Source organism: Aeromonas sp. 601039 (genome assembly GCF_049174415.1).
GTDB lineage: Bacteria > Pseudomonadota > Gammaproteobacteria > Enterobacterales > Aeromonadaceae > Aeromonas > Aeromonas veronii_A.
In genome coordinates this window covers 95,533-120,264 of record NZ_JAAKTL010000013.1, presented here as the reverse complement: position 1 = coordinate 120,264, position 24,732 = coordinate 95,533, and the positions used below count along the sequence as shown (strand labels likewise).

Below are 24,732 nucleotides of genomic sequence, written 5' to 3'. Positions count from 1 at the left end.
AGTGGCAATATTGTGTCAGAGGAGAGCGCTGTTTGACCACCTTTGCACCCGATTTGCCTCCATCTGCCCCAACCTGTCGCCCGGCTGGCGTCTCTGGCTGTCGCCAGAAGCAGAGATAAAAACGGCCCCGATAAAGGGGCCGTTTGCAACGCCGGATTACAGCATGTAGTCCGCGGGCAGCTCGATGCGGGCGACGCCGGAGGCCACCGCCGCCAGCGCCACGGCGCGGGCAACCCGCGGCAGCAGACGGGCATCCATCGGCTTGGGAATGACGTAATCCTTGCCGAAGGCCAGCTCGCTCACCCCGGCGGCGGTCAGCACCTCGGCCGGCACCGGCTCCTTGGCCAGCGCACGGATCGCCTCGACCGCGGCAATCTTCATGGCATCGTTGATGCGGCTGGCGCGGGCATCGAGGGCACCGCGGAAGATGAAGGGGAAACAGAGCACGTTGTTGATCTGGTTCGGGTAGTCGGAGCGACCGGTACCCATGATGAGGTCGCTGCGCACCGCGTGGGCCAGCGCCGGCTTGATCTCGGGATCCGGGTTGGAACAGGCGAAGATCACCGGATTGGGCGCCATCAGGGCGACCGCTTCGGCGGGCAACACGTCGGGGCCTGAAACACCGACAAACACATCCGCCCCTTCGATGACATCCATCAGGGTGCGCAGCGGGGTCTCGTTGGCGAAACGCTGCTTGTACTTGTTGAGATCGCTGCGGCCGGTGTGAATCACACCCTGACGATCCAGCATGAAGATGTTGTGCGCCCTGGCGCCACACTTGATCAGCAGATCCATGCAGGCGGTGGCGGCAGCCCCCGCCCCCATGCAGACGATGCGGCTGTCACTGATCTGCTTGCCCTGCACTTCCAGCGCATTGAGCAGACCGGCGGCGGTGACGATAGCGGTACCGTGCTGGTCATCGTGGAACACCGGAATGTCGCAGCGCGCGATCAGCGCCTCTTCAATCTCGAAACACTCCGGCGCCTTGATATCTTCCAGATTGATGCCACCGAAGGTATCGGCGATGGCCGCCACCGTGTCGATAAACTGCTGGCTGGTCTCGTGCTTCACCTCGATGTCGATGGCGTCGATACCGGCGAAGCGCTTGAACAACAGGGCCTTGCCCTCCATCACCGGCTTGGAGGCCAGCGGCCCCAGATTACCCAGCCCCAGAATGGCGGTGCCGTTGGAGATGACGGCCACCAGGTTGCCCTTGCCGGTATAGCGGTAGGCATCGGCCGGGTTGGCGGCGATCTCGCGCACCGGCTCGGCGACACCCGGGCTGTAGGCCAGCGCCAGATCGCGGGCGGTTTCGGCAGGCTTGGTCAGGGCGATGGCAATTTTGCCCGGTACGGGCTGGGCGTGGTAATCGAGTGCTTCTTGACGCAGATCGGACATGGGGGACCCCGATGTGGTTGGTGCAAATGAGGTGCCGACAGGGGGCACGCAGAAGGGCGGGGATCATAAAAGAAAGCGGCGGGCATGCCCAGCAGATCATGCTGCCGCCAGCCAGATCAGACCAGTTATTTCAGCACCTTACCCCACTCACACCTACCACTTTAGTTATAGATCCTGCTATGTGGGGTAAAAATGGCGCAAAAAGGGCGGCAAGTTGGCCTTGCCGCCCTTTCTGTCAGAGCTGTAGACCTGACTCAGTTGCCCAGATAGACCGGCAACAGATTTGCCATCGACAGGAAGTGGAACAGCGCGGTCGCCAATCCGAACAGGATCAGCAGCCAAGCCATCAGCTTGCCGCCTGGGGTGACGAAATGGGGGGTGACTTCGCCCCGCTCGGCCCGCGCCCGGGTCCGCAGCACCAGCAGTGCCGGGATGATGCAGGTCCAGATGGTTGCGGCGGCACCGGCATAGCCGATGGCCAGCAGGAAGCCGAACGGGAAGAGCAGGGAGAGCACCAGCGGCGGCAGGAAGGTGACCGCCCAGGTCTTGCAGCGACCGGCGCGGCTGTTGTCGAACTTGAACAGATCAGCCAGATAGTCGAACACCCCGAGCCCCACTCCGATAAAGGAGGAGAGGATGGCCGCCATGGAGAAGCCGTTGATGGCGCTGGCCACCTTCTCCGATTCGATCACCCCTGAAAGCGCGGAGAGCAGCACGCTCACATCGCCCCCCTTGGCAATCACGGGGGCAAAATCCTGACGGGGCAGGTTGCCGAAAATCCCCAGCAGCCAGAGCACGTAGAGCGCCAGCGCGATCAGGGTTCCCCCCAGAATGGCCCATCTGGCCTGCTGCTCGTTCTGGTAGTAGGCACGCAGGGAGGCCACCGAGTGGTGATAGCCGAACGAGGTGAGCGCCACCGGCAGCATCGCCATGGCATAGGGAGCGTAGCGGCTCTCGCTGCCCGCCAGATCAAGCAGGGTCGGCAGCTTGATACTGCCGAGCAGACCGGCCACACCGAGGGCGAAGCTGAGGATCATAAAGGCGATCAGCACCACAGAGATGCGGTCAACGGCGCGGGTCGAGTGCCACACCACCGCAGAGAAGAGCGCCACGAACAGCACGGAGGCGAGCTTGCTGTCGATCCCCAGTATCCCCTGCAGGATGGCACCGGAGGAGGTGATATAGGCGTAGAGCAGAATGCCGCCAACAAAGTAGACCGAGAGGTTGTTGAGGAGATTGAGCTTCTCCCCCAGCAACTCGCGAGTCACGGTATTGAAGGAGACGCGCATGTCGTGGTGCTGGAAGGATTCCAGCAGCATCCAGCCGGAGAGGGTCATCATCACCATGGTGACGGTCAGCGCCAGCACCGACCAGAGGGTCCAGGCCCCCGCCCCCGAACTCGGCAGACCGAGCATGCCGGCTCCCACGCAGACGCTGGCAATGATGCAGGCGCCCCCCAAAATTGACGGTTTTTTCTTCATAATCCCTTCTTTTTCTGACTGATTATCTATCCGCGGTAAACAAGACCGCGGCATGATGCCAGCCTTTACCATGAGACGCCTACCACTATCTGCCATAACCGGGCATGGCCGCCGCATAAAAAGTGCCCCGAACGGGGCACTCTATCAGCGGGAATGGTGTGAAGAGGGTTAATCCATCACCGGGATACCTGCCCTCGCCTCGGCCTGACGGGCGATGGCTTCTGTCATCCCCTGAAAGATGAAGAGATGAAACGGCAGCATGGCGAGCCAGTAGGCCAGCCCCCAGGTGCCCTGCGGGTGCCAGTGAGCGGTGACCCGGATGCGGGTCAGGCCCGACTCCTCCGGCAGGATGTTGAACTCCAACCGCCCGACGCCCGGGGCCTTCATGTTGAACAACAGATCGAGCCTGCGCCCCTCATCCACCCCGAGGATCTGCCAGGAGTCGAGCATGTCACCCTTCACGAAGCGATCCGGATTGGTGCGGCCACGGGTGCGGGCCGGGCCGCCGATCAGGTGATCCATCCATTCGCGCACCACCCACAGCTCATTCATGTAGAAATAGCGCTGCTCACCCCCCAGCTGCTGCAACACCTGCCACACCACCTCGGGAGAGGCGAGACAGATGGCCTCGCCGCTGGCGGTGCGATCGTAGAAACCATATTCGGGATGGCGCCAGCGCAGGCCAAGGGGGGTCTCCTGCCCCTGCTGCTCGGCACCCAGCTTCTGCTCCAGCGCCAGACTCTCCGCCAGCGCCTCGTCGAAGCTGAGCAGGGTCTGCGGCAGCAAGGCGCGCAGCGGGCCGTCATCCGCCGGAATATCGTGCTTGAGGCCACCTACCAGCGCCTTGGCCACCGGCTGCGGCACCGAGGTGACAAACTGCAGCCACCAGGCAGAGAGGCGCGGACTCAGAAACGGGATGGGAATGATGGGGCAGCGCTTGCCGATATGGGCGGCGAACTTCTGCAACTGCTGCTGATAGCTGAGCAGCTCGGGGCCGACCGCATTGAAAATGCGGCCATCCACCTCGTCGGCCTCTACCAGCCCGCCCAGATAGTGCAGCAGGTTGGACAGCGCAATCGGCGGCGTGCGCGAGCGCACCCATTTGGGCGTCACCATCATCGGCAGGTTGAACACCAGATCCCGCATCACCTCGAACGCCGCCGAACCGGGCCCGATGATGATGCCGGCGCGCAGCTCCACCGTCGGCACACCGGATTCGCGAAACAGCTCACCACAGTGGCGGCGGGAGTTGAGATGGCGGCTGTTGCACTGCTCGGGCTGGATTGCCCCGAGATAGATGATACGGCGCACCCCGGCAGCACGGGCGGCGGCGGCAAAATTCTTTACCCCCTGCTGCTCCAACCGGTGAAAATCGGCCCCCGCCCCCATGGCATGCACCAGATAGAAGACGGTATCAATGCCCGCCAGCGCAGGCAGCAGGGTGATGGGCTTTAGGCTGTCGGCGAGGCGAAACTCCCCCCCCTCAGGCAAGCGGCAGGGACGGCGCGCCCCGGCAATCACCCTGTAGCCCAAGGTTTGCAGGTGAGGCACCAGATAGGAACCTATATACCCCGCCGCCCCCATCACCAGACAATTTCTCATGTAATTCTCCCTATCCTCACCGATGCCGCTTGTCAGCCAGCGTGCGCAGCGCTACCTGAAAATGTTCAACTAGAGCGCCACTATCCAGTCTCTTGCCATCCTGCCACGCCACCACCTTGCAACCTAGTACTAACCACCTCTCTGATTAGTCCGATTTGGTGTTAAGCCCTGCTCACTAACCGGTCGATAACTGACCAGATGTATAGCGCCGAGGGCGATCATATGCGCATCGATCACTACGACCTCCAGGGGGAGGTGCAATATCGGCAACAGCAGGCCCAGAGCAGCAAGGTGCGCAATCTTGGGCCAGTGCCACCCGCCGTCAATCCACCGCAGGGCAACAACACGGCCGCGGCCGGCGAACGCAGCAGCACCCTGACCCTCACCAGCGCCCTGACGCTGCAAACCGCAAGGCAATCCGCCGCCACTCAGCAAGCAGCAACACCTCCCGCCCCGCCCGCAGCGGACGTCGGCAAAGAGCAGGATGGTATTCCCGACGATGGACTGGATAACCGCCAGCGGCTGATCAAGCTGATGATCGAGGCGATGCTGGGCCACGAAATCGAGCTGCCCAAGCCGATCAAGCCCACCGAAGAGGGGGGCGAAGGGGTGACCCAAGGAGACGCCGCGGCTCAAGCCGCCGAGCCGGATCAACTGGTGGAGGTGACTGACACCCTGCTGCAACAGGAGCAGCTCAACGTGGTGGCATCGGCCAGCGTAGCGACTCGGGATGGTCAGACTATTCAGCTCGATCTCGGCTTTGTGCTCGACTGGCACCAGCTGGAGGTGAGCCAGCGGCGCACCACCCTCAATGCCCTCAAGGATCCGCTGGTGCTCAGTCTGGATGGCAAGATTGCCGATCTGACCGAGGCACGGGTCACTTTCGATATTGATCAGGATGGCAAAGAGGATAGCCTGCCGGGCTTGAGTGAAGGGAGCGGCTTTGTGGCGCTGGATCGCAATGGCAACGGCACCATAGATGACGGCGGCGAGCTGTTTGGTGCTCGCTCCGGCAATGGCTTCGGCGAGTTGGCCACCCTGGATGAGGATGGCAACGGGGTGCTGGATGAGGGGGATAGCCAGTTTTCAGCCCTGCAGTTCTGGCATCCGGAGCACGCACCTATCGCGCTGGTCGAACTGGGGATCGGCGCCATCCTGCTGCGCCCCCTCGACACCCCCTTCAACCATCTGGGGGAGAGCGGCAATCAGGGGGTGCTGCGCCAATCCGGCCTCTATCTCACCGAACAGGGTAAAGGAGGCTGGGTGCAGCAGATCGATCTGCGGGTCTGAGCCCGGCACCCGCATGGCAAACCCGGTCGCTGACGAGGCCCGTCAGCGACCAGAACCTGACTCAGTTCAGCTCGGTGGGGTCGATATCGAGGCTCCAGCGTACCCGCTTGGTCTCGGGCCATCCCTCCAGCTCCTTCACCGCCCAATCCAGCAGTTGGGCCAGTGGCGCCCGGTTCGGCCCCTGCACCAGTAACTGCATGCGGAACTTGCCCGCCTTGCGCTCCATAAAGCCGCTGATGGGCCCGAGCACCTGAACATGGGGATAGCGAGCGCTGCGCAGGGTATCGGCGAGGCGGCTGAGGAACAGCTGCACCTCGTCACGGCCATTGGCCTCGGCGCGGAACAGCCCCTGATAGCTGAAGGGCGGCAGCCCCAGCAGACGGCGCTCTTTCAACGCCGTATCGGCGAAGTGGCCGTAACCGTTCTGGGTCAGATCCTGCAGCAGGGCGTGCTCGGGATGGTGGCTCTGCAGCACTACCAGCCCGGGTTTGCTGGCGCGACCGGCGCGACCCGCCACCTGGGTGTAGAGCTGGGCCAGTTTCTCGGCGGCGCGAAAATCGGCGCTGAACAGGGCACCATCCACATCCAGCAGACCCACTAGCGTCACATCCGGGAAGTGGTGGCCCTTGGCCAGCATCTGGGTGCCGATCAGGATCTTGTACTTGCCCGCCTTGATGTCGCCGAGGTGGGTCTCCAGCTCTCCCTTGCGGCGGGTGTTGTCCCGATCGATGCGTACTACCGGATATTGCGGGAAAACCGTGGTGAGCAGCTGCTCCAGCTGTTCGGTGCCCACTCCCGATCCAATCAGCTCGTTGCTGCCACACTCGGGGCAGTGGTGGGGCAGCGGGCGCACGCTGTCGCAGTGGTGACAATGCAGCCGTCGCCCAGCCTGATGCCAGGTGTACCAGGCATCACACCGCTCACAAGCAGCGCTCCAGCCGCACTGGTGGCAGATCAGGGCCGGGGCATAGCCACGGCGGTTGAGGAACAGCATCACCTGATTGCCCGCCGCCAGATGCTCTGCCATCAGCAGCTCCAGCTGGGGGGAGAGCCCGGCCTGCAACCGCACGCTCTTGATATCCAGGATCACCTGACGGGCGGTCTGGGCGTTACCGGCACGCCGAGTCAGGGTAAGGTGGTGATACTTGCCGCTGCGGGCGTTGTGCAATGTCTCCAGCGACGGAGTAGCCGAGCCAAGCAAAATGGGAATACCGGCACGATGGGCCCGCATCACCGCCAGATCCCGCGCGTGGTAGCGAAAACCGTCCTGCTGCTTGAAGGAGCCGTCGTGCTCCTCATCGATGATGATGATGCCGAGGTTGTGAAACGGGGTGAACACCGCAGAGCGAGTGCCGATCAGGATGGCGGCGCCGCCGTCTCGGCAGGCGAGCCAGGCGTCGAGCCGCTCCCTGTCGTTCATGGCGGAGTTCATCGCTACCACCGGCACGTTGAAGCGGCGCCGGAAGCGGTTGATGGTCTGCGGGGTGAGGCCGATCTCCGGCACCATCACCAGCGCCTGCTTGCCCGCCTTGAGCAGGGGTTCGAGGATGCTCAGATAGACCTCGGTCTTGCCGGAACCTGTGATGCCATCCAGCAGGAAGGCGCCGAACTTGTCGCTCTGGCTGGTAACGGCGGAGACTGCCAGCGCCTGTTCGCCATTGAGGCGTAGCCCCTCCCCCGGCTCAAAGCGGACAGCCCAATCGCCATCGTGGCTCGGCTCCAGCGAACGCTTCTCCAGCAGCCCCTTCTTCTCCAGCGCGGTGAGAGCGGCGCTCTGGATCTCCTCCTGCTTGAGGGCGGAAGGTGTCTGCGGCCCCTTGCGCAGCAAGGCGAGCGCTTGCTGCTGCTTGGCCGCCCGCTTGAGTTCGTTGAGATCGATGGCCATGCCAGCATCGGTGGCGAACCAGAACTCCAGCTCGCGATAGGCGGCCGGCTCCCCCTTGCGCACCAGCACTGGCAGGGCGTGGGGCAGCACTTCCCCCAGCGGATGCTGGTAGTAGCTGGCGCTCCAGTTCATCAGCGCCAGAATATCCGGCCCCAGCACCGGCGTCGCATCGAGTACGCGCTTGATGGGCTTGAGCTTGTTGCGGGGCACCTGGCTGTCAGCCGGATGATCCACCACCAGCCCGACCAGGGTCTGGGGACCGAAAGGGATCTCGACCCGGCAACCGGGGGCAGGTAACGGCAAGGGAGAGAGATAGTCGAAGTGACGGCGTAACGGTACCGGGACAGCGACACGAACCAGATCCAGCGTTTGGGAAGAATTCACCAGGGGTTGCCTATTTTTTCTGCGAAGCCACTTGCCTGATCTCAGGCATTTCCTATATTATTCGCAGCCTTTGAAACTGTGTTCAACAATCGTGTGGTGTCCGACAAGAGATCGGATGGCGACACGGCCTATTAATTGAGGTTGTCCATGAAAGCTGGTATCCATCCTGACTATGTAGCCATCACCGCCAAGTGCTCTTGCGGTAACGTCATCAACACTTTCTCTACCATCGGTAAAGATCTGAACCTGGACGTGTGCTCCGAGTGCCACCCGTTCTACACCGGCAAGCAGAAAGAAGTTTCTAGCGGCGGCCGCGTAGACAAGTTCAACAAGCGTTTCGGTGCGATGACCACCAAGAAGTAATTTTACTTCTGAAGAATTCTGAAAAAGGCGCCCAATGGGCGCCTTTTTCATTGTGTCCCGTCCTGAATATGGTTTACCCCTTTCCCGCAGCCAGACGCACTCTCCCCTACTGGCCAAATCCTTTGGAACGACGCAAATAGACATACCCCTCACCCGGGCTGCCCCAGCGCGGACTCCCTGCATTGTCATAGGCACGATCCAGCAGTCTGACGCTATCGGGGCCAATCCAGATATGCTGCACCAGCGTCGTGGCACCGCCAAAATCGGTGGAGCAGTGGCCCACCCGGGTATGACCGGCATATTCGCCGGAGGGGGTGCGGGTCAGCCAGATCTCGCATCCGTGGCGCAAGGATAGCTGCTGCGGGGTCAGACTGTCGAGCAGGGCGGGATCATGCCAGGCACCGGCAAAATCGGTGGCACGGGGCATGGTCAGTTCGGCCATCAGGATCCGCCCGTCAGGGGCGGGTGAGAAGCGATAGATGCGCTGGCGGAAGGGACGGACTGAGCGCAGACTCAGGTACTGCTCGGCATAGACCCAGCGATAGCCCTGATAGCCGGGCCAGATCTCCATCAGGCGCAGCTCGGCACTGGTAAAGCGGCTGTCGTAACTGGCCTGCTCCCGGCTCGTAAATGCCCCGTTGAACCAGCTGAGTAGCGGCTCCATACCGGGCTTGAGTGGGGTAGCCTGGGGCGCCGATCCTGCCAACACCAGACAGGAACAGAGCAGCCCGAATACGGCCACCAGCAACTTTGCCATCGAATCCTTCCGAATCATCATAGTGGCGGCGATTATATGAGCGAATTTCCCCAATAACAGCCATTACGATCAAATCATTGCCACTCTGGTGCAAAAACCTCACAAGGATGCCAGTCCGCTCACTAAACCCGATATTTTGCCACCGCCTTGTTGAGCAGCTGGGCCTGCTCGTTGAGACCCTCGCTGGATCTCGCATTTTCCTCTGCCATGATGCTCGACTCCTGGGCGATGTCGCGGATGTTGTTGACGTTGCGGTTCACCTCGTTGGCCACCAGACTCTGCTGTTCGATGGCTGCCGCAATCTGGGTGCTCATGTCCATGATGTGGGTAACATCCTGAGTGATCTGCCCCAGCAACTCCCCTGCGGTACTGGCCTGATCCGAGCTGCGGTTGCCCTGCTCGCGGCAGGTTGCCATCACCTCGACGATGCTGCCGGTCTGTTTCTGCAGCGAGCTGATGATGCCGGCGATCTCCTGAGTCGATTTCTGGGTACGGATGGCCAGATTGCGCACCTCATCGGCCACCACCGCAAAACCGCGCCCCTGATCCCCTGCCCGGGCAGCTTCGATGGCCGCGTTGAGGGCCAGCAGGTTGGTCTGCTCGGCAATACCACGGATCACGTCAAGCACGGAGCCGATGGTCTCACTCTCTTTTTGCAACTGGCTCACCTCGCGGGATGAGCTCTCCAGATTGCCCGCCAGCGAGCGGATCTGCTCGACAGTATTCTCGACCGCAGTCCGCCCCTCCATCGCCTTGTTGTTGGTCGCCTGCGCATTGTTGGCCGCCTGCTCGGTGTTGCGGGCGATCTCTTCGATGGTGGAGCCCATCTCGGTGGAAGCGGTCGCCACCATATCAGTCTCCTGCAGCTGGCGCGCCGCCCCTTCACTGGTGCGCTTGACGTTGGCCGAGAGGTGATCCGCCGCTTCAGTCAGGGTGTGCACGCTCTGCTTCACATCGCCGATCAGATCGCGAAACCCGCCCAGCATCACGTCGAGATTGCCTGCCAGCTGGGCCATTTCATCTGCCCCGCGCAGATCTATCTTCAGGCGCAGGTCATTATCCTGACGAATGCGGTTGACGGTGTCATTCACCTGAGTAATGGGACGGTCGATGCTGCGCCCCAGCAACACGCTCATGATGCCGATCAGCACCACAATCACCCCGCCACAGACCAGCATCAGGCTGTTGAGGCGAGCGCTCTGCCGCTCCAGCTCAGCGACAATGTGCTGATCGACGGCGGCAAACCCCTGTTCGGTCTGATGCACCAGATCCCGCATCTGGTTGCGCAGCCCCTCATCCTCTTTCAGCCCCAGTACCTGCATCCCCTGCACCAGCGCCACAAAGTCCTGCCGGTACTGCTTGCTGGCCTGTTCCAGCTTGCCGCGATCCGCCTCCGGCAAAGTGGCAAGGCTATCCTGAAAACTCTTGTGCAAGGTCTCGAAACGCTCCAGATACTGGATATCGGAGCGAAGCATGAAGTCTTTCTCCGCCCGCCTCAGCTGCAACATGGTGATGAGCAACCCCTGCTGATCCAGCTGCTTGAGCCCATTCTCCACCTCATGCACCGCCGCCCGCAGCTTGCCATAGAGCCCCTCCTCCGGCCCCAGACCAATCTTCTGCTGCTGGGCAACCAGATCGTTGAAGGCTTTGCCATAACCGCTGATCTGCTGATCCAGTCTGGTCAGCTCCCCCTCGACAGCCGCCAGATTGTCATCGGTCACCAGCTCCCGATTGTGCTGGTGAAAATCTGACAGCCCCTGATTGAAGCGCTCGACGAAGGTCACATCCTTACGGATCAGAAAATCCTTCTCGGCCCGCCGCAGGTTGAGCATGGCGATCTCCAGCTGGTCGATATTGCGCTGGGCTTCGGTCAGGTGACGGTGCACCTGGCTGGAGTAGATAAACAGGCCGCTCAGTACCAGCATGGCAACGGCAACCAGCACGGTATTCAGGATCAACTTATGACGGATAAGCACGATGGACCTCTCGCAAACAGGCAGTGAACTGCATTGAGCTTATGCAGAAAAGCGGCGACAGGTGATCTGTGCAAGGAATATTCATTGAAATGCCACACCCACTCCTTATACTGGTTGCACCTGTTTCCAGCCGTGGATTTGACACTATGGAATACAATACTTCTGAACTGTGCGACATCTATCAGGACATGGTGGATGTGCTTGAACCCATGCTCTGCTCCTTCGGCGGCCGCGCCTCTTTCGGCGGCGTCATCACCACCGTCAAATGCTTCGAATCGAATGGTCTTATACGTGAACTCGTCAAAGAGAACGGACTGGGACGCGTCTTGCTGATCGATGGCGGTGGCTCCATGCGCCGAGCTCTGATCGACAGCGACATCGCCACAACAGCAGCAGAGAACGATTGGGAAGGGATTGTCTGCTACGGCTGCGTCCGCGAAGTCGATATTCTGGAAGATCTGGATATCGGCATTCAGGCACTGGCAGCCATTCCGGTCGGTGCCGACAGCAAGGATGTAGGGGAGACCGATCTGCCGGTCAACTTCGGTGGCGTGACCTTCCTGCCTGACGACCACCTCTACGCCGATACCACAGGGGTGATCCTCTCCCCCGAGGCACTCGATATCGAGTAAGCCGCAGGCAGAGTGACGACGGGAGCCTTGGCTCCCGTTTTTTATGCCTGCAACTTGCTGAAAAATGACAAAAAAAGAGGGCCAGATAAACTGGCCCTTAACTGGAAGCAATGTGAGCAATGTCGTGCCTTCACAAGAAGTCCATCACGTTGGAACGAATGAAGTCTTTCCCGGAAAACAAGTTAACAATAATCATTCTCATTTAACTGAGCAAGCGTTATTTGCAGAAAGTGCAAAAAATTGACCACCGCGAAGGGTGGTCAATCTGGTCAGGCTTGCCGAGTGGCCGTTTGTAGGCTGGATAATCCGGCCTCGCCCACCAGCTTGCGGCTGAGGTAGCGCAACAAAACACCGTAGAGCGGCACAAACAAACCAAGGCTTATCAGCAACTTGAATACGTAATCGACGGTTGCGATCTCGACCCAGTGCTCTGCCATGAAAGGATCTGTGGTGCGCCAGAAGGCCACACTGAAGAAAGCGATGGTATCAACCAGATTACCGAACAGGGTGGAGGCCGCAGGTGCAATCCACCACTGCTTGAGCAGACGCAGGCGGTTGAACACCACCACATCCATGAACTGCCCTACCAGATAGGCCATAAAGCTGGCCAGTGCGATACGCGCCACGAACAGGTTGAATTCGGCCAGATGACCAACACCCTGGAAGCTCCCTTCGAAGAAGAGCACGGAGAGCACATAGGAGACCGCCAGCGCAGGAAGCATCACGGTCTGGATAATCTTGCGCGCCAGACCGGCACCGAAGATCCGCACCGTCAGGTCAGTGGCGAGGAAGATAAACGGGAAGCTGAACGCACCCCAGGTAGTGTGGAAGCCAAACACAGTGATCGGCAGCTGCACCAGATAGTTGCTGCTGGCAATGATCAGGATGTGGAACAACGACAGGCGAACGAGCGCCGTTTGGTACTGCGCAGGGGTCAGATTCATCTTGTGACCTTTTTGGTTAATGGGGTTAGGGAACCCATATCGCCACCATTGGCGATAATCGAGGGGCGAGATTATACGCCCCCAAACCGATAGTTCAATCTTTATGCGATTACGCTTGTCCAGGTTGGCCAGCGGCAGAGCTGGCCTTGTGGGCGATAGTCACGCCTTGTGCTGTCTGGCGAGCCAGAGCAGTGCCTCCCGATCCGCCGGGCGCACCGCCTCCAGCCAGCAGCCGCTGTAGTGTTCATACTCCAGCCGAAACTGGCTCCCTTCAAACTCCAGCAACCAGCTATGGCGGTCGGCCCCCGCATCCTGATCGAGCGGCCGTAGCTCCCACTCTCGCAACAAGGCCTGCGCCAACAGCGGAAACGAGTCCCAGTCGAGCGCCGGACAATCGAGCGTCACCACACCAGCTTCGTTATCTACCTGTTTGATTTGCCAACTCATTCCCTGTCTCTCAGCTACTGCAGGAGAGCTCACCACCGCAATACCATGCCGGAGTCGGGGTGGCGAGATCCTCATATTCGGGTTGTTCATCAAAGGGGCGCTGCAAGGCGGCGAACAGCCGCTCGAACGGCTGCATATCCCCTGCGTCGGCGGCGTCTATCACCTGCTGGGCCAGCGCATTGCGCAGCACATACTTGGGATTGATGGCATCCATCTGCGCCTTGCGCACGGCATCCTCGCTGCCTTCACGCATTAGCCGCGCCCGATAGCGCTCCAGCCACGCCTGCCAAACACCAGGTTCAGGCAACAGGGCCAGCAGAGATGCAGGCCACGCCCCCTCTTGCGTCACCTCACCGAGACGGCGCAGGAACAGGTGGTAATCCACCTTGTGGGCCGCCAGCAACCGGAACAGCTCGCGGAACAGCGCCGGGTCATCCTCCTCCCACTCTGCCAGTCCGAGCTTGGCCCGCATCAACTCGGAGTAGTGCAACATCAGCTGCTGCTCGTACTGGGCCAACGCTGCAGCCAGCGCATCACCGTCTACATGGCCAGCCAGCGCCTGCGCCAGTTTTTGCAGATTCCAGTAACCGACCGCAGGCTGCTGATCCAGCGCGTAGCGGCCCGCCGGGTCCGAGTGGTTGCAGACAAAATCGGGCACATAGGCATCGCTAAAGCCGTAGGGGCCGTAATCCAGCGTCAGGCCGAGCAGCGACATGTTGTCGGTGTTCATCACCCCGTGACAGAACCCCGCCGCCTGCCATTTGGCAATCAACCGCGCGGTGCGGCGCACAACCTCAGCAAACAGTTCGGCACCACTCTCCTGTTCGGGGAAGTGGTGGCGCAGCAGATAGTCGATGAGTGGCGGGATCTTCTCCCCCTGCCCGCTCCAGGCGAAATACTCGATATGACCGAAGCGCAGATGGCTGGGGGCAGTGCGCAGCACGGTCGCTCCCGTCTCAACCTGCTCGCGATAAACGGGCTCCTGACTCCCCACCAATACCAGCGCCCGCGTGGTCGGGATGCCGAGGGCATGGAGCGCCTCGGAGGCGAGATACTCGCGAATGCTGGAGCGCAGCACGGCGCGACCGTCGCCAAAACGGGAGAACGGTGTCTTGCCCGCCCCCTTCAGGTGCAGATCCCAGCGCTGGCCATCCGGCGCCTGCTGCTCACCCAGCAGCAGCGCGCGACCATCCCCAAGCCGGGGGCTATAACCCCCGAACTGATGACCAGCATAGACCTGCGCTACCGGTTGCATACCGGGCAGCACTTTTCCCTCGCCACAACAGGCGATCCAGTCAGCCTCGCTGACGCCTCCCAGCCCCAACTCATCCAGCAAAGCCCGGTTGAGATGAAGCAACCGGGGTTGCTGCAGCGGCTGGGGGACCACGGGTTCACAGGCCCAGGGCAACTCGGTCGCAAAAGTGTTGATCAGCTTCATGGTTGTGCCATTCGTCCCTGCGTATGCTCGTGTCACTCTTTATACTGCCGTCAGTCATGCTTGCGCTAACTGGCAACCATCATTTTTCAATTCAAGGAGAAGAAGATGCAAAAATGGGTATATGCCCTGCCCTTGCTGGCACTGGCGTGGGGTCATCAGGCCAAGGCTGCCGATATAGAAGCCGGCAAAGCCAAGGCAGCGGTCTGTGCTGCCTGTCACGGCGTGGAAGGCAAGGCAATGATCCCCAACTATCCCCATCTGGCGGGTCAGAATGCCGCCTATCTGGTGAAACAGTTGAAAGCGTTCAAGGATGGCTCTCGCAAAGAGCCCTTGATGGACCCCTTCATGGCGCCGCTGACCGATGCGGATATCGACAATCTGGCCGCCTTCTACGCCAGCCTGAAATAACCTCGCGTCTAACCCTTGGTTCTTCCGAGCCGCGCTTACCGTGGTCGATTAGGCTGCCTAATCGACCCTACCGCCGGCAGTAGTCGATGATCAGATCCATAAAGGCTTCGCCAAAGCGCTCCAGCTTGCGGTGCCCGACACCGTTGATAGCCAGCATCTCGTCTTCGGTCATCGGCATCAGCTGAGCCATCTCCACCAGGGTCGCATCGTTGAACACCACGTAGGGCGGCACCTCTTCGTCCTCGGCAATCTGCTTGCGCAGGCCGCGCAGCTCCTTGAACAACCGTTTGTCGTAGTTGGCGTTGTCGAGCAGGCCATTGCGCTTCTCCTTGCGGCTGGAGATAGGCTGCAAGCGGGGCACCGCCAACTCCAGCTTCACCTCGCCACGCAGCACGGGGCGGGCCGCTTCGGTCAGCTGCAGCACCAGATTGCGGGTGATGTTCTGGGTCAGCAGTCCCTTGTGGATCAGCTGGCGGATCACGCTCATCCAGTATTCGTGGCTCTGATCCTTGCCGATGCCGTAGGTCGAGAGCTTGTCGTGGCCGTGATCCTTGATGCGCTGGTTCAGCGACCCGCGCAGCACTTCCACTACATAACCCACCCCGAAATTCTGCCCCACCCGCCAGACGCAGGAGAGCGCCTTCTGGGCATCTTCAGTACCGTCATAGCTCTTGGGCGGATCGAGACAGATATCGCAGTTGCCGCACGGCTTGTCGTTGTACTCGCCGAAGTAGTTGAGCAGCACCTGACGGCGGCAGGTCTGCGCCTCAGCAAAGGCCGCCATCACGTTGAGCTTGTACTGCTCCACCTGCAACTGCTGGGGATTCTCGATGTTGTCGAGCAGGCGGCGCACCCGACCGATGTCGGCAGGATCGTAGAGCAGCAGCGCCTCTGCGGGGGTACCATCGCGTCCGGCGCGACCGGTCTCCTGATAGTAGGATTCGATGTTCTTCGGAATGTCGTAGTGCACCACAAAGCGCACATTGGGCTTGTCGATGCCCATACCGAACGCCACCGTCGCCACCACTATCTCGATGTCATCCTTGAGGAAAGCATCCTGCGTCTGCTGGCGCTGCTCAAGCGGCAGCCCCGCATGATAGGGCGCCGCCTTGCAGCCGTGGCGGGATAGCCGCTCGGCCACCTCCTCCACCCGGTTGCGGCTGGAGCAGTAGACGATGCCGCAGTTGCCCTTCTGGCTCTGCACGTAGCGCAGCAGCTGCTCAGCCGCCTTGAACTTCTCCACCAGGCTGTAGCGGATATTGGGACGATCGAAGCTGGCGGTGTGGATGAAGGGATCGTTCAGCTCTAGGCGGTGCAGCATGTCGCTGCGGGTCGCCTCGTCGGCGGTGGCCGTAAGCGCTACCACCGGCACCTGCGGGAACCACTGCTTGAGTCGCCCCAGCGCCGCATACTCAGGCCGGAAATCGTGGCCCCACTGGGAGACACAGTGCGCCTCGTCGATGGCGAACAGCCCGAGCGGCAGCTCGGCCAGCCGATCCATAAACTCGTGCTGCAACAGTCGTTCGGGGGAGACATAGACCAGCTTGATCTCACCGCGACGCATGGCGGCGAAGTTCTGGATCATCTCCTCCCGACTCAGGGCCGAGTTGATATAGACCGCCGCTACGCCGTTGGCGCGCAGGCTGTCGACCTGATCCTTCATCAGCGAAATAAGGGGAGAGACCACCACCCCGAGCCCTGGCCGCAGCAGTGCCGGGATCTGGTAGCAGAGCGACTTGCCGCCACCGGTGGGTTTGAGCACCAGCGCATCGCGCCCCGCGACGATCTGCTCGATGATTTCGAGCTGACCCGGCCGAAACTGCTGATAGCCGAAGACCGCCTGCAGCAGGGCAAGCGGACTCTCTGGCTGAGGATCTGGCAGGGTTTCGGCAATCGCGGTCATGGGCTCTCCTTTGGGGTCGCCATTCTAAAGCAGCCGCAGCCCACAATAAACCTGCCATTGCGACTGTTAAGGAACTGTTGCAGACTGGCTGGAGTTTTTACTCGGCTTTGATGACAAGGATTGGGATCAGAGAATGAAACAGATGCTCAAGAAGATGGCGCTCAGTGGCATTGCCAACCTGTTTGCCGAGAAGATGCCGTTCAACAAGCTGATCGGCATGCAGGTGACCCACTACAACTTCGACAAGGTGGAGTTGCGCATCAAGATGGACGACAAGCTGATCGGCAACCCCTTCCACAACATCCTGCACGGCGGCGTCACCGCCACGCTGCTGGATGTGGCGGGCGGCATGATAGTCGCCGCATCCTGCATCGACGAGCTGGAGGAGTTCTCCCCCAGCTATCTCAAGGAGCGCTTCGCCCGCCTCGGCACCATAGATCTGCGGGTGGATTACCTGCGCCCAGGGCGCGGCAACGAGTTTATCGCCACCGCCCACATCATCCGGGCTGGCAGCAAGGTGGCCGTCGCCCGGATGGAGCTGCACAACGAAGAGGGCACCCACATCGCCTTCGGCACCGGTACCTATCTGGTGGGTTGAACCAAGTTAGTGCATAAAAACCACGCGGCTAATCCACTTTTAATCATTAGATTCCTTACCCCCTCTGGCCGAACAAGGTCCATACTGATAGTCGGGATTGTGTGCAGAGGGAGGATTGCAGGCGATGAGTGCGAAACTGGCCATCAAACCATCCAGAGCCTTGTTGACACAGCTCGAGTCCATGCTCGACGAGGTGCAGACACCCGAGTGTCGCCACTGGTTGGAACAGGAGCTTGAGGGGTATTCTCTCTCCTCACCCCTGCCTTGGTATCGCATCGTTCCCTGTCGGCAACGCGGTCACTTTCTGGATCTGAAAACGGGAAAATATTTGACCTGTCACATCAACAGTCAAACGCTATGCCAACGCGATCTGGCCCAAATTCAGTTCATTTATGCCCGTGAACCCGCCGCCCACTATTTGCTGCAACGCAATTCCGGTATTGAACCCTGGCCAGAACAGCTGCTGGAAGATTATCAGGAGCAGTTGATCCCCGGCCATCTATGCCTGCAAGCCTGGCATGAGCCCGTGATTTCATTACGTGCACAACTGATGGAGGGAATCGAACATTTCATTAGTGAGTACCCCAAGCACGCGGCCTTGCTGCCTCAACACAGTTTCAAGGCTTTGCGGCATCAGCACTGGCATATCTGAGTAAGCGCCTGGCGCGCAAGGAGGGCACCATAGACAAGACCCATAGCGAGATTGCCACAATCTAGAGTGCCGGAGTCAGAATAGACTCCACCAATGGGCCACCAAGCGGTGGCCCTTTTAATGTCTGTGGTCTTGCTTCGCCCCTGCATACAGCAGGTCAGGTCACTTGGCCAGGTAACAGGTCAGCAGCTAAAGAAAATCGGGAAAACAGGAAGGATAAATGCAAAAAGGCCGCTCTATTGAGCGGCCTTTTCAAATTTGGTCGGTGTGAGAGGATTCGAACCTCCGACCCCTTCGTCCCGAACGAAGTGCGCTACCAAGCTGCGCTACACACCGATGTCTGCGGGACGGGAATTTACCGAAAGCCCAGACCCGACACAAGCCTTTTTTGCATTTGCCAGGAAAAAAAGTGCTGTTTGCTCAACTATTCAGCACTCTTTTCATCTGTTTACCGGGCTGCAGCCAGCTGGTGACATTCCGGAAACCGGCAATCAGGCCAGGCGCAGGGATGCCGGTCCCAGCAGACGTCGCTGCCAGTCAGCCACAGTGCCATGCTCCAGCCAGTCGGCTGCATGCTGGCGCCAGTTGGGGGAGAGGGCCAGATTCTCCAGCAACATCAGCAGATCCGCCTCGTTGCGCACCTGATTGAACAGGATATCCGCCGTGCGCTTCACCGTCAGTTCGGGATAGGGTCTGTCTACCAGCTCCATGGCCGACTCCGGCGACACAATCCCCTCCTCCAGCACCCGCAGCAGCCAGCCACAACGGCCATTCAGTTGCATCACCTGCGACATCTGGCCATAGCCAAAGCGCTGGTTGAGCTTGAAACAGGGGGATCTCGGCTGGCTGATCTGGATCAGCGCCTCACCGAGCCGATAGACATCGCCGATGCAGGCTTGCGCCTCGGTCAGCCCGAGACCGGAGAGGTTCTCGCCAAAGGCGGCAGGTTGCCAGGCTGTACGTGGCGCAGGCAAGCCCAGCGCGGTTTGCCAGGTCTGCCACCAGAGATAGTGATCGGCCGGATAGTAGTGGAGCGCCCGATCCGGGCCACCGTGGTGGCGCGTGTCACACTGCTCATCCCCTTCCAGACCGGCAAAGGTACAGCGAACTGGTGCAGAGATCGGTTGCTTGTGAATGGCGCTGGTGAGGCCGGGCACCAGCTCGGTGCCACGACCACTGAAAAAGGAGATCCGCATACTCATCCTCCGGATTGACGAGAGTAGGCGGATCTTATCATCTGACGAGTCAGGCGACTGCCTGCATCTGGTTGCTCATAGCGATCTCGGCGCGACGGCGCTTCTCCGCCTTGGCCATCAGATACCAGCTGCCGAAGGTAAAGAGCGATACCGACAGCAGGATCAGGCTGGCCACCGCGTTGATCTCGGGTTTAACCCCGAGCCGCACCGCCGAGAAGACCTCCATCGGCAGGGTGGTGGAGCCCGGGCCGGAGACGAAGCTCGCCAGCACCAGATCATCCAGCGACAGGGCAAACGACATCATGCCGCCAGCCGCCAGCGAGGGGGCGATCATCGGGATAGTGATCAGGAAGAACACCTTCCACGGCTTGGCGCCAAGATCCATGGCCGCCTCCTCTATGGAGAGATCCAGCTCCCGCAACCGCGCCGACACAACGATGGCTACGTAGGCGGTACAGAAGGTAGTGTGCGCGATCCAGATGGTCAACATGCCCCGCTCGGCGGGCCATCCCACCAGCTGGGCCATCGCCACGAACAGCAGCAGCAGCGACAGACCGGTGATCACCTCGGGCATCACCAGCGGTGCCGTCACCATGCCACCGAACAGGGTTCGACCACGGAAGTGGGGAATTCGGGTCAGCACGAATGCCGCCACCGTCCCCAGCGCCACCGCGGCGATCGCGGTGTAAAAAGCGATCTCCAGCGAGCGGAACACGGATCCAATCAGCTGCTTGTTGTCGAGCAGGCCGAAGTACCACTTGAGCGACCAACCGCCCCACACCGTCACCAGCTTGGAGGCGTTGAAGGAGTAGATCACCATGATGATCATGGGCAGGTAGATAAACAGCAGCCCAAGCCAGAGCATCAGCTTGGCAAAACCGAAACGTCTCATCATGCCTTGCCCTCCAGCTCTTTGGCCTGGTTACGGTTGAAGAGGATGATCGGAATGATCAGCACCGCCAGCATCACCACCGCCAGTGCAGAGGCGACCGGCCAGTCGCGGTTGTTGAAGAACTCCTGCCATAGCACCTTACCGATCATCAGGGTCTCCGGGCCGCCCAGCATTTCCGGAATAACGAACTCCCCCACCACCGGAATAAACACCAGCATGCAGCCGGCGATAATGCCGTTTTTGGAGAGCGGCACAGTGATCTGCCAGAAACGGGTCAGGTTGCGGGCCCCTAGGTCGGAGGCCGCCTCCAGCAGGCTCTGATCGTGTTTGACCAGATTGGCGTAAAGCGGCAGCACCATGAAGGGCAGATAGGAGTAAACGATGCCGATATAGACCGCCAGGTTGGTATTGAGGATCTGCAGCGGTTCGTCAATCAGCCCGATCCCCAGCAAGACGCTGTTGAGCAGGCCGTTGTTACTGAGGATCCCCATCCACGCATAGACCCGGATCAGAATGGCGGTCCAGGTCGGCATCATGATCAGCAACAGCAGAACGGTCTGGGTCTCCTTGTTGGCCCGAGCGATGGAGTAGGCCATCGGATAGCCAATCAACAGGCAGAGCAGGGTGCTGACGAAGGCCATCTTGAGGGAGCCCAGATAGGCTGCGATATAGAGCTCATCCTCCTGCAGCAGCAGGTAGTTCCCCATATTGAGCAGGATGGTGAGCTGATTGTCGGCCCAGCTCACCACGTCGGTGTAGGGCGGGATCGCCACATCCGCTTCCGCAAAACTGATCTTTACCACTATGACAAAGGGCAGCAGGAAGAAGAGGAACAGCCAGAAGAAGGGGATGCCGATCACCAGCCGGCGCCCTCCGCCCCGCTTCAGTCGTTGCAAGATCTTCATGATTGCAGCACCACGCCGCTGTCATCTTCCCAGTAGAGGAACACCTGGTCATCCCAGGTTGGCCGCTTGCCGTGGCGTTCGGCATTGGCGATGAAAGCCTGAACGATTTTGCCCGAGGGCAGCTGGATGTGGTACACCGAGTGTCCGCCCAGATAAGCGATGTCATAGACCTCGCCCTTGGTCCAGTTGAAGTCCGGATGCTCGATTTCGGCCGGCTTTTGCAGGCTCATCAGCAGCTTCTCCGGCCGCAGGGCGTAGGTCACCTTCTTGTTCTCGGCACGGGAGCTGATCCCGTGGCCCACATAGATGGGCTGCTCCAGATCGGCACAGGCGATGATGGCGTGGTCCTGCTCATCCTCCACCAGCAGGCCGTCGAACAGGTTGACGTTGCCGATGAACTCGCACACCAGCCGACTGGCCGGGGTTTCGTAGATATCCATCGGGCTACCGATCTGCTCGATACAACCGTGATGCATGATGGCGATCCGCTCCGCCATGGTCATGGCCTCTTCTTGATCGTGGGTCACCATGACACAGGTAACCCCGACCCGCTCGATGATCTCCACCAGCTCCAGCTGCATCTTGGAGCGCAGCTTCTTGTCGAGCGCCCCCATCGGCTCATCAAGCAGCAGCAACTTGGGACGTTTCGCCAGCGAACGGGCCAGCGCTACCCGCTGGCGCTGGCCACCGGAGAGCTGGTGCGGCTTGCGACGGGCATACTGGGTCATCTGTACCAGCTTGAGCATCTCTTCGACACGGGCGTCGATCTCGGCCTTGGGCAGGCCATCCTGCTTGAGACCGAAAGCAATATTCTGTGCCACCGTCATATGGGGAAACAGGGCGTAGGACTGGAACATCATGTTGATGGGGCGTTCATAGGGGGGCATATCGGTGATATCCACCCCGTCGAGGAACAGACGCCCTTCGGTCGGGCGCTCGAACCCGGCCAGCATCCGCAGCAAGGTCGATTTACCGGAACCGGATCCTCCCAGCAGGGCGAAGATCTCCCCCTTGTGAATATTCAGGGAAACATTATCGACCGCCAGGGTTTCATCGAACTGCTTGCTAACCCTGTCTATTTTTACCAGCACTTCTTTGCGTTGCTGGCTGCCCTCAAGGGCTTTCTTGTAGGCACTGGAGGCTATCGCCATTACCAAACTCCCTAACGTGATACTGGCCTCACGGCCAATCCATAAAAGCGATTTGGCGCCCCAGAGCGGGCACCAAGGTCAGGTACCGGACTTGATCTTGCTCCAACTCCGGGTGATTTGACGCTGTACCGCGCGGGAATGTGCCTCCTGCACATAGAGCCGCTCCAGCACAGCCTGAGGCGGATAAACCCCCTCATCATTGCGCACCGTCTCATCCATGAACTCGCCAGCCTTGGCATTGGGGTTCGCATAGCCCACATAATTGCTGACCTTGGCGATCACCTCGGGCTGCAGAACATAGTTGATGAGAGCATGTGCCTCTTTGACATTGGTGGCATCAGACGGGATCGCCATCATGTCGAACCAGAGATTGCCCCCCTCTTTAGGAATGCTGTAGGCAATCTTCACCCCCTTGCCGGCCTCGTCGGCACGGGCTGCCGCCTGCAAGATGTCGCCGGAAAAGCCCGCTGCCACACAGATATCGCCGTTGGCGAGATCACCTATGTATTTGGAGGAGTGGAAGTAGGCCACATAGGGGCGCACCTTGAGCAACTGCGCCTCGGCGCGCTTGATATCGGCCGCGTCCTGGCTGTTGGGGTTCAGTCCAAGGTAGTTGAGGGCAGCCGGGATCATCTCGTCTGCCGAGTCGAGGAAGGCGACGCCGCAACGGGAGAGCTTCTCCATGTTTTCCGGCTCGAAGATGGCCGCCCAGGAGTCGATCTTGTCGACCCCCAGCACCGCCTTGATTTTGTCGACGTTGTAGCCGATGCCGTTGGTTCCCCACAGATAGGGCACCGCGTACTGATGGCCCGGATCCACCTTCTCGAGCTGCTTGAGCAGCACGGGATCCAGGTTGGCCAGATTGGGCAGCAAGCTCTTGTCCAGCTTCTGGAAAGCCCCCGCCTTGATCTGCTTGGAGAGGAAATTATTTGAGGGCACCACCAGATCGTAACCGGTCCGTCCGGTCAGCAACTTGCCTTCCAGGGTTTCGTTGGAGTCAAATACGTCATAGACGGTCTTGATCCCGGTCTCCTGCTGGAAATCGCTGAGGGTGGTCTCGCCGATATAGTCAGACCAGTTGTAGAAATGGAGCACAGGGGCTGCCTGGACTGCATTCGCCAATCCCATGGTCAGCGCTATGGTTAGCAATCTGGTTGTATTCACGGTGTCAGTTCTCCTGTTCAGTGGTTGACCGTCTGCGCATCCATTCGCGCGGCCCATCCGGATGGATGGCATCACTACCCTCCCGGCCGAACTGCGGACCGGGAGGGGTATTCGTTACTTACCGGACTTGATCTTGGTCCAGCTGCGGGTCATCAGACGCTGCACCTTGGCCGGCAGATCTGGGAAGGTGTAGATCTTCTGCAAGGTTGCAGAGTCCGGATAAACCCCCGGATCGGTACGGATCGCCTCGTCAACCAGCGGGGTCGCAGCCTTGTTGCCGTTAGGCGCCTGCACCTGATTGGTGATGTTGGCGATCACGTCGGGCTTCATCAGATAGTTGATGAAGGTGTGGGCCGCCTCGACGTTCTTGGCATCCGCCGGGATGGCGATCATGTCAAAGAAGCTGCCTGCCCCCTCTTTCGGAATGGTGTAGGTAAGTGCCACGCCATTTTTGGCTTCCGCCGCCCGCGCCTTGGACTGCTGCAAATCCATGGAGTAACCGACAGCAACACACAAGTTGCCGTTGGCCAGATCCGAGATGTACTTGGAGGAGTGGAAATAGGCGGTATAGGGACGAATGGAGAGGAACAGCTCCTCGGCCTTCTTCAGCTCGTCCGGCTTCTGGCTATCCGGTTTGAAGCCCAGATATTGCAGGGCGGCCGGTAACATTTCGGTCGGCGAGTCGAGGAAGGAGACGCCGCACTCCTTCAGCTTGGCCATGTTCTCCGGCTTGAACACCAGATCCCAGGAGTTGAGCGGCGCATCGGCCCCCAGTACGGCCTTCACCTTCTCGGCATTGTAGGCATAACCGATGGTGCCCCACAGATAGGGGATGGAGTACTGGTTGCCCGGATCGCTCGGGTCGAGCGCCTTGAGCAGGTCGGTATCCATATTTTGCCAGTTGGAGAGCTTGGACTTGTCCAGCTTCTGGAACACGCCAGCCCTGATCTGTTTGGCCAGGAAGGGGTTGGACGGCACCACGATGTCGTAGCCGGATTTACCAGCCAGCAACTTGGCTTCCAGTACCTCGTTGCTGTCAAACACGTCATAAACCACCTTGATGCCCGTCTCCTTCTGGAAGTTTTCCAGGGTATCCGGGGCGATATAGTCGCTCCAGTTGTAGACGTGCAACACCTTCTCTTCAGCCATTGCTCCGGCACTTGCCATGACCAGAGCCACAGAGGCAGCGATCACTCCCGTTTTGAAAGACATCATCCTTGTCTCCTAAGCAAATTGTATGCGCATGCCAACCTGCCCGGCCGCACC

Annotated in this window: 22 protein-coding genes and 1 tRNA gene; 6 read left to right on the top strand and 17 right to left on the bottom strand. The window is 60.1% G+C overall.

Translation table 11 applies throughout. The features are described 5' to 3' along the window. Positions 1 to 156 precede the first annotated feature (156 nt). The 3 genes from G5195_RS12640 to G5195_RS12630 form a co-directional block, all read right to left on the bottom strand. Positions 157 to 1,398, bottom strand: coding sequence for a malic enzyme-like NAD(P)-binding protein (locus G5195_RS12640; RefSeq protein WP_144715657.1), 1,242 nt, complete (start codon positions 1,396 to 1,398; stop codon positions 157 to 159). 254 nt (positions 1,399 to 1,652) lie between these two features. Continuing rightward, the gene (locus G5195_RS12635) at positions 1,653 to 2,879 is read right to left on the bottom strand and encodes an aromatic amino acid transporter (protein ID WP_005355439.1); all 1,227 of its coding nucleotides are present in this window, start codon (positions 2,877 to 2,879) and stop codon (positions 1,653 to 1,655) included. Positions 2,880 to 3,047: 168 nt separating this feature from the next. Continuing rightward, positions 3,048 to 4,481 (bottom strand): DUF2867 domain-containing protein, encoded by a 1,434-nt coding sequence (locus G5195_RS12630; protein WP_421236199.1) that lies wholly within the window; start codon positions 4,479 to 4,481, stop codon positions 3,048 to 3,050. Between the two features lie 198 nt (positions 4,482 to 4,679). Here G5195_RS12630 and G5195_RS12625 point away from each other — a divergent pair, with 198 nt between their 5' ends. Next, positions 4,680 to 5,771 (top strand): hypothetical protein, encoded by a 1,092-nt coding sequence (locus G5195_RS12625; RefSeq protein WP_421236198.1) that lies wholly within the window; start codon positions 4,680 to 4,682, stop codon positions 5,769 to 5,771. A gap of 61 nt (positions 5,772 to 5,832) precedes the next feature. On the opposite strand, the gene priA is transcribed toward G5195_RS12625, so the two are convergent. After that, positions 5,833 to 8,040, bottom strand: a complete 2,208-nt coding sequence (gene priA, locus G5195_RS12620) for a primosomal protein N' (RefSeq protein ID WP_421236197.1) — start codon at positions 8,038 to 8,040, stop codon at positions 5,833 to 5,835. 147 nt (positions 8,041 to 8,187) lie between these two features. Between priA and rpmE the strand changes: the two genes are divergently transcribed. Beyond that, positions 8,188 to 8,403, top strand: coding sequence for a 50S ribosomal protein L31 (rpmE, locus tag G5195_RS12615; RefSeq protein WP_005340673.1), 216 nt, complete (start codon positions 8,188 to 8,190; stop codon positions 8,401 to 8,403). Between the two features lie 106 nt (positions 8,404 to 8,509). Here rpmE and G5195_RS12610 read toward each other — a convergent pair whose 3' ends face one another. Together G5195_RS12610 and G5195_RS12605 are read right to left on the bottom strand one after the other, a co-directional pair. Further along, a complete protein-coding gene (locus G5195_RS12610) occupies positions 8,510 to 9,160 on the bottom strand; it encodes a chromophore lyase CpcT/CpeT (RefSeq protein ID WP_005340675.1) in 651 nt (216 codons plus the stop codon). A 122-nt stretch (positions 9,161 to 9,282) separates the two neighbouring features. Further along, a complete protein-coding gene (locus G5195_RS12605; protein ID WP_421221947.1) occupies positions 9,283 to 11,136 on the bottom strand; it encodes a methyl-accepting chemotaxis protein in 1,854 nt (617 codons plus the stop codon). Positions 11,137 to 11,282: 146 nt separating this feature from the next. Here G5195_RS12605 and rraA point away from each other — a divergent pair, with 146 nt between their 5' ends. After that, positions 11,283 to 11,768 (top strand): ribonuclease E activity regulator RraA, encoded by a 486-nt coding sequence (gene rraA / locus G5195_RS12600; protein ID WP_005340678.1) that lies wholly within the window; start codon positions 11,283 to 11,285, stop codon positions 11,766 to 11,768. Between the two features lie 269 nt (positions 11,769 to 12,037). Here rraA and G5195_RS12595 read toward each other — a convergent pair whose 3' ends face one another. The 3 genes from G5195_RS12595 to G5195_RS12585 all read right to left on the bottom strand — a co-directional run bounded on the left by G5195_RS12595 (position 12,038) and on the right by G5195_RS12585 (position 14,597). Further along, the gene (locus tag G5195_RS12595; protein ID WP_069555507.1) at positions 12,038 to 12,712 is read right to left on the bottom strand and encodes a 7-cyano-7-deazaguanine/7-aminomethyl-7-deazaguanine transporter; all 675 of its coding nucleotides are present in this window, start codon (positions 12,710 to 12,712) and stop codon (positions 12,038 to 12,040) included. 159 nt (positions 12,713 to 12,871) lie between these two features. Continuing rightward, positions 12,872 to 13,159 carry a DUF3630 family protein gene (locus tag G5195_RS12590; RefSeq protein ID WP_421221949.1) on the bottom strand — a complete coding sequence of 96 codons (288 nt, stop codon included), beginning with the start codon at positions 13,157 to 13,159 and terminating at the stop codon, positions 12,872 to 12,874. 10 nt (positions 13,160 to 13,169) lie between these two features. Continuing rightward, positions 13,170 to 14,597, bottom strand: a complete 1,428-nt coding sequence (locus tag G5195_RS12585; RefSeq protein ID WP_421221951.1) for a protein adenylyltransferase SelO — start codon at positions 14,595 to 14,597, stop codon at positions 13,170 to 13,172. Positions 14,598 to 14,702: 105 nt separating this feature from the next. On the opposite strand from G5195_RS12585, the gene G5195_RS12580 reads away from it, so the two are divergent. Further along, positions 14,703 to 15,005, top strand: a complete 303-nt coding sequence (locus G5195_RS12580; protein ID WP_076493969.1) for a c-type cytochrome — start codon at positions 14,703 to 14,705, stop codon at positions 15,003 to 15,005. 67 nt (positions 15,006 to 15,072) lie between these two features. Here the strand turns inward: G5195_RS12580 and recQ are convergent, their stop codons facing one another. Then, positions 15,073 to 16,908 (bottom strand): ATP-dependent DNA helicase RecQ, encoded by a 1,836-nt coding sequence (recQ, locus tag G5195_RS12575; RefSeq protein WP_042081697.1) that lies wholly within the window; start codon positions 16,906 to 16,908, stop codon positions 15,073 to 15,075. Positions 16,909 to 17,041: 133 nt separating this feature from the next. Here recQ and G5195_RS12570 point away from each other — a divergent pair, with 133 nt between their 5' ends. After that, on the top strand, positions 17,042 to 17,506 hold the full coding sequence (locus G5195_RS12570; protein ID WP_421236196.1) for a thioesterase family protein: 465 nt from the start codon (positions 17,042 to 17,044) through the stop codon (positions 17,504 to 17,506). Positions 17,507 to 17,630: 124 nt separating this feature from the next. Then, on the top strand, positions 17,631 to 18,158 hold the full coding sequence (locus G5195_RS12565; protein WP_005356927.1) for a hypothetical protein: 528 nt from the start codon (positions 17,631 to 17,633) through the stop codon (positions 18,156 to 18,158). Positions 18,159 to 18,417: 259 nt separating this feature from the next. On the opposite strand, the gene G5195_RS12560 is transcribed toward G5195_RS12565, so the two are convergent. From G5195_RS12560 to G5195_RS12530, 7 genes are all read right to left on the bottom strand, one after another. Next, positions 18,418 to 18,494, bottom strand: a tRNA-Pro gene (locus G5195_RS12560). Between the two features lie 155 nt (positions 18,495 to 18,649). Continuing rightward, on the bottom strand, positions 18,650 to 19,354 hold the full coding sequence (locus tag G5195_RS12555) for an MOSC domain-containing protein (protein ID WP_421221954.1): 705 nt from the start codon (positions 19,352 to 19,354) through the stop codon (positions 18,650 to 18,652). A 49-nt stretch (positions 19,355 to 19,403) separates the two neighbouring features. Further along, the gene (locus G5195_RS12550) at positions 19,404 to 20,249 is read right to left on the bottom strand and encodes an ABC transporter permease subunit (RefSeq protein ID WP_374995764.1); all 846 of its coding nucleotides are present in this window, start codon (positions 20,247 to 20,249) and stop codon (positions 19,404 to 19,406) included. Further along, positions 20,246 to 21,151, bottom strand: coding sequence for an ABC transporter permease subunit (locus tag G5195_RS12545; protein WP_216952653.1), 906 nt, complete (start codon positions 21,149 to 21,151; stop codon positions 20,246 to 20,248). Before G5195_RS12545 ends, G5195_RS12550 begins: the two co-directional genes overlap by 4 nt. Continuing rightward, positions 21,148 to 22,302 carry a polyamine ABC transporter ATP-binding protein gene (gene potA, locus G5195_RS12540; protein WP_216952652.1) on the bottom strand — a complete coding sequence of 385 codons (1,155 nt, stop codon included), beginning with the start codon at positions 22,300 to 22,302 and terminating at the stop codon, positions 21,148 to 21,150. The genes G5195_RS12545 and potA overlap by 4 nt, the downstream gene beginning before the upstream one ends. Before the next feature lie 78 nt (positions 22,303 to 22,380). Continuing rightward, on the bottom strand, positions 22,381 to 23,466 hold the full coding sequence (locus tag G5195_RS12535) for a polyamine ABC transporter substrate-binding protein (protein ID WP_201937656.1): 1,086 nt from the start codon (positions 23,464 to 23,466) through the stop codon (positions 22,381 to 22,383). Between the two features lie 114 nt (positions 23,467 to 23,580). Further along, a complete protein-coding gene (locus G5195_RS12530; RefSeq protein ID WP_201937706.1) occupies positions 23,581 to 24,678 on the bottom strand; it encodes an extracellular solute-binding protein in 1,098 nt (365 codons plus the stop codon). Positions 24,679 to 24,732: the final 54 nt, after the last annotated feature.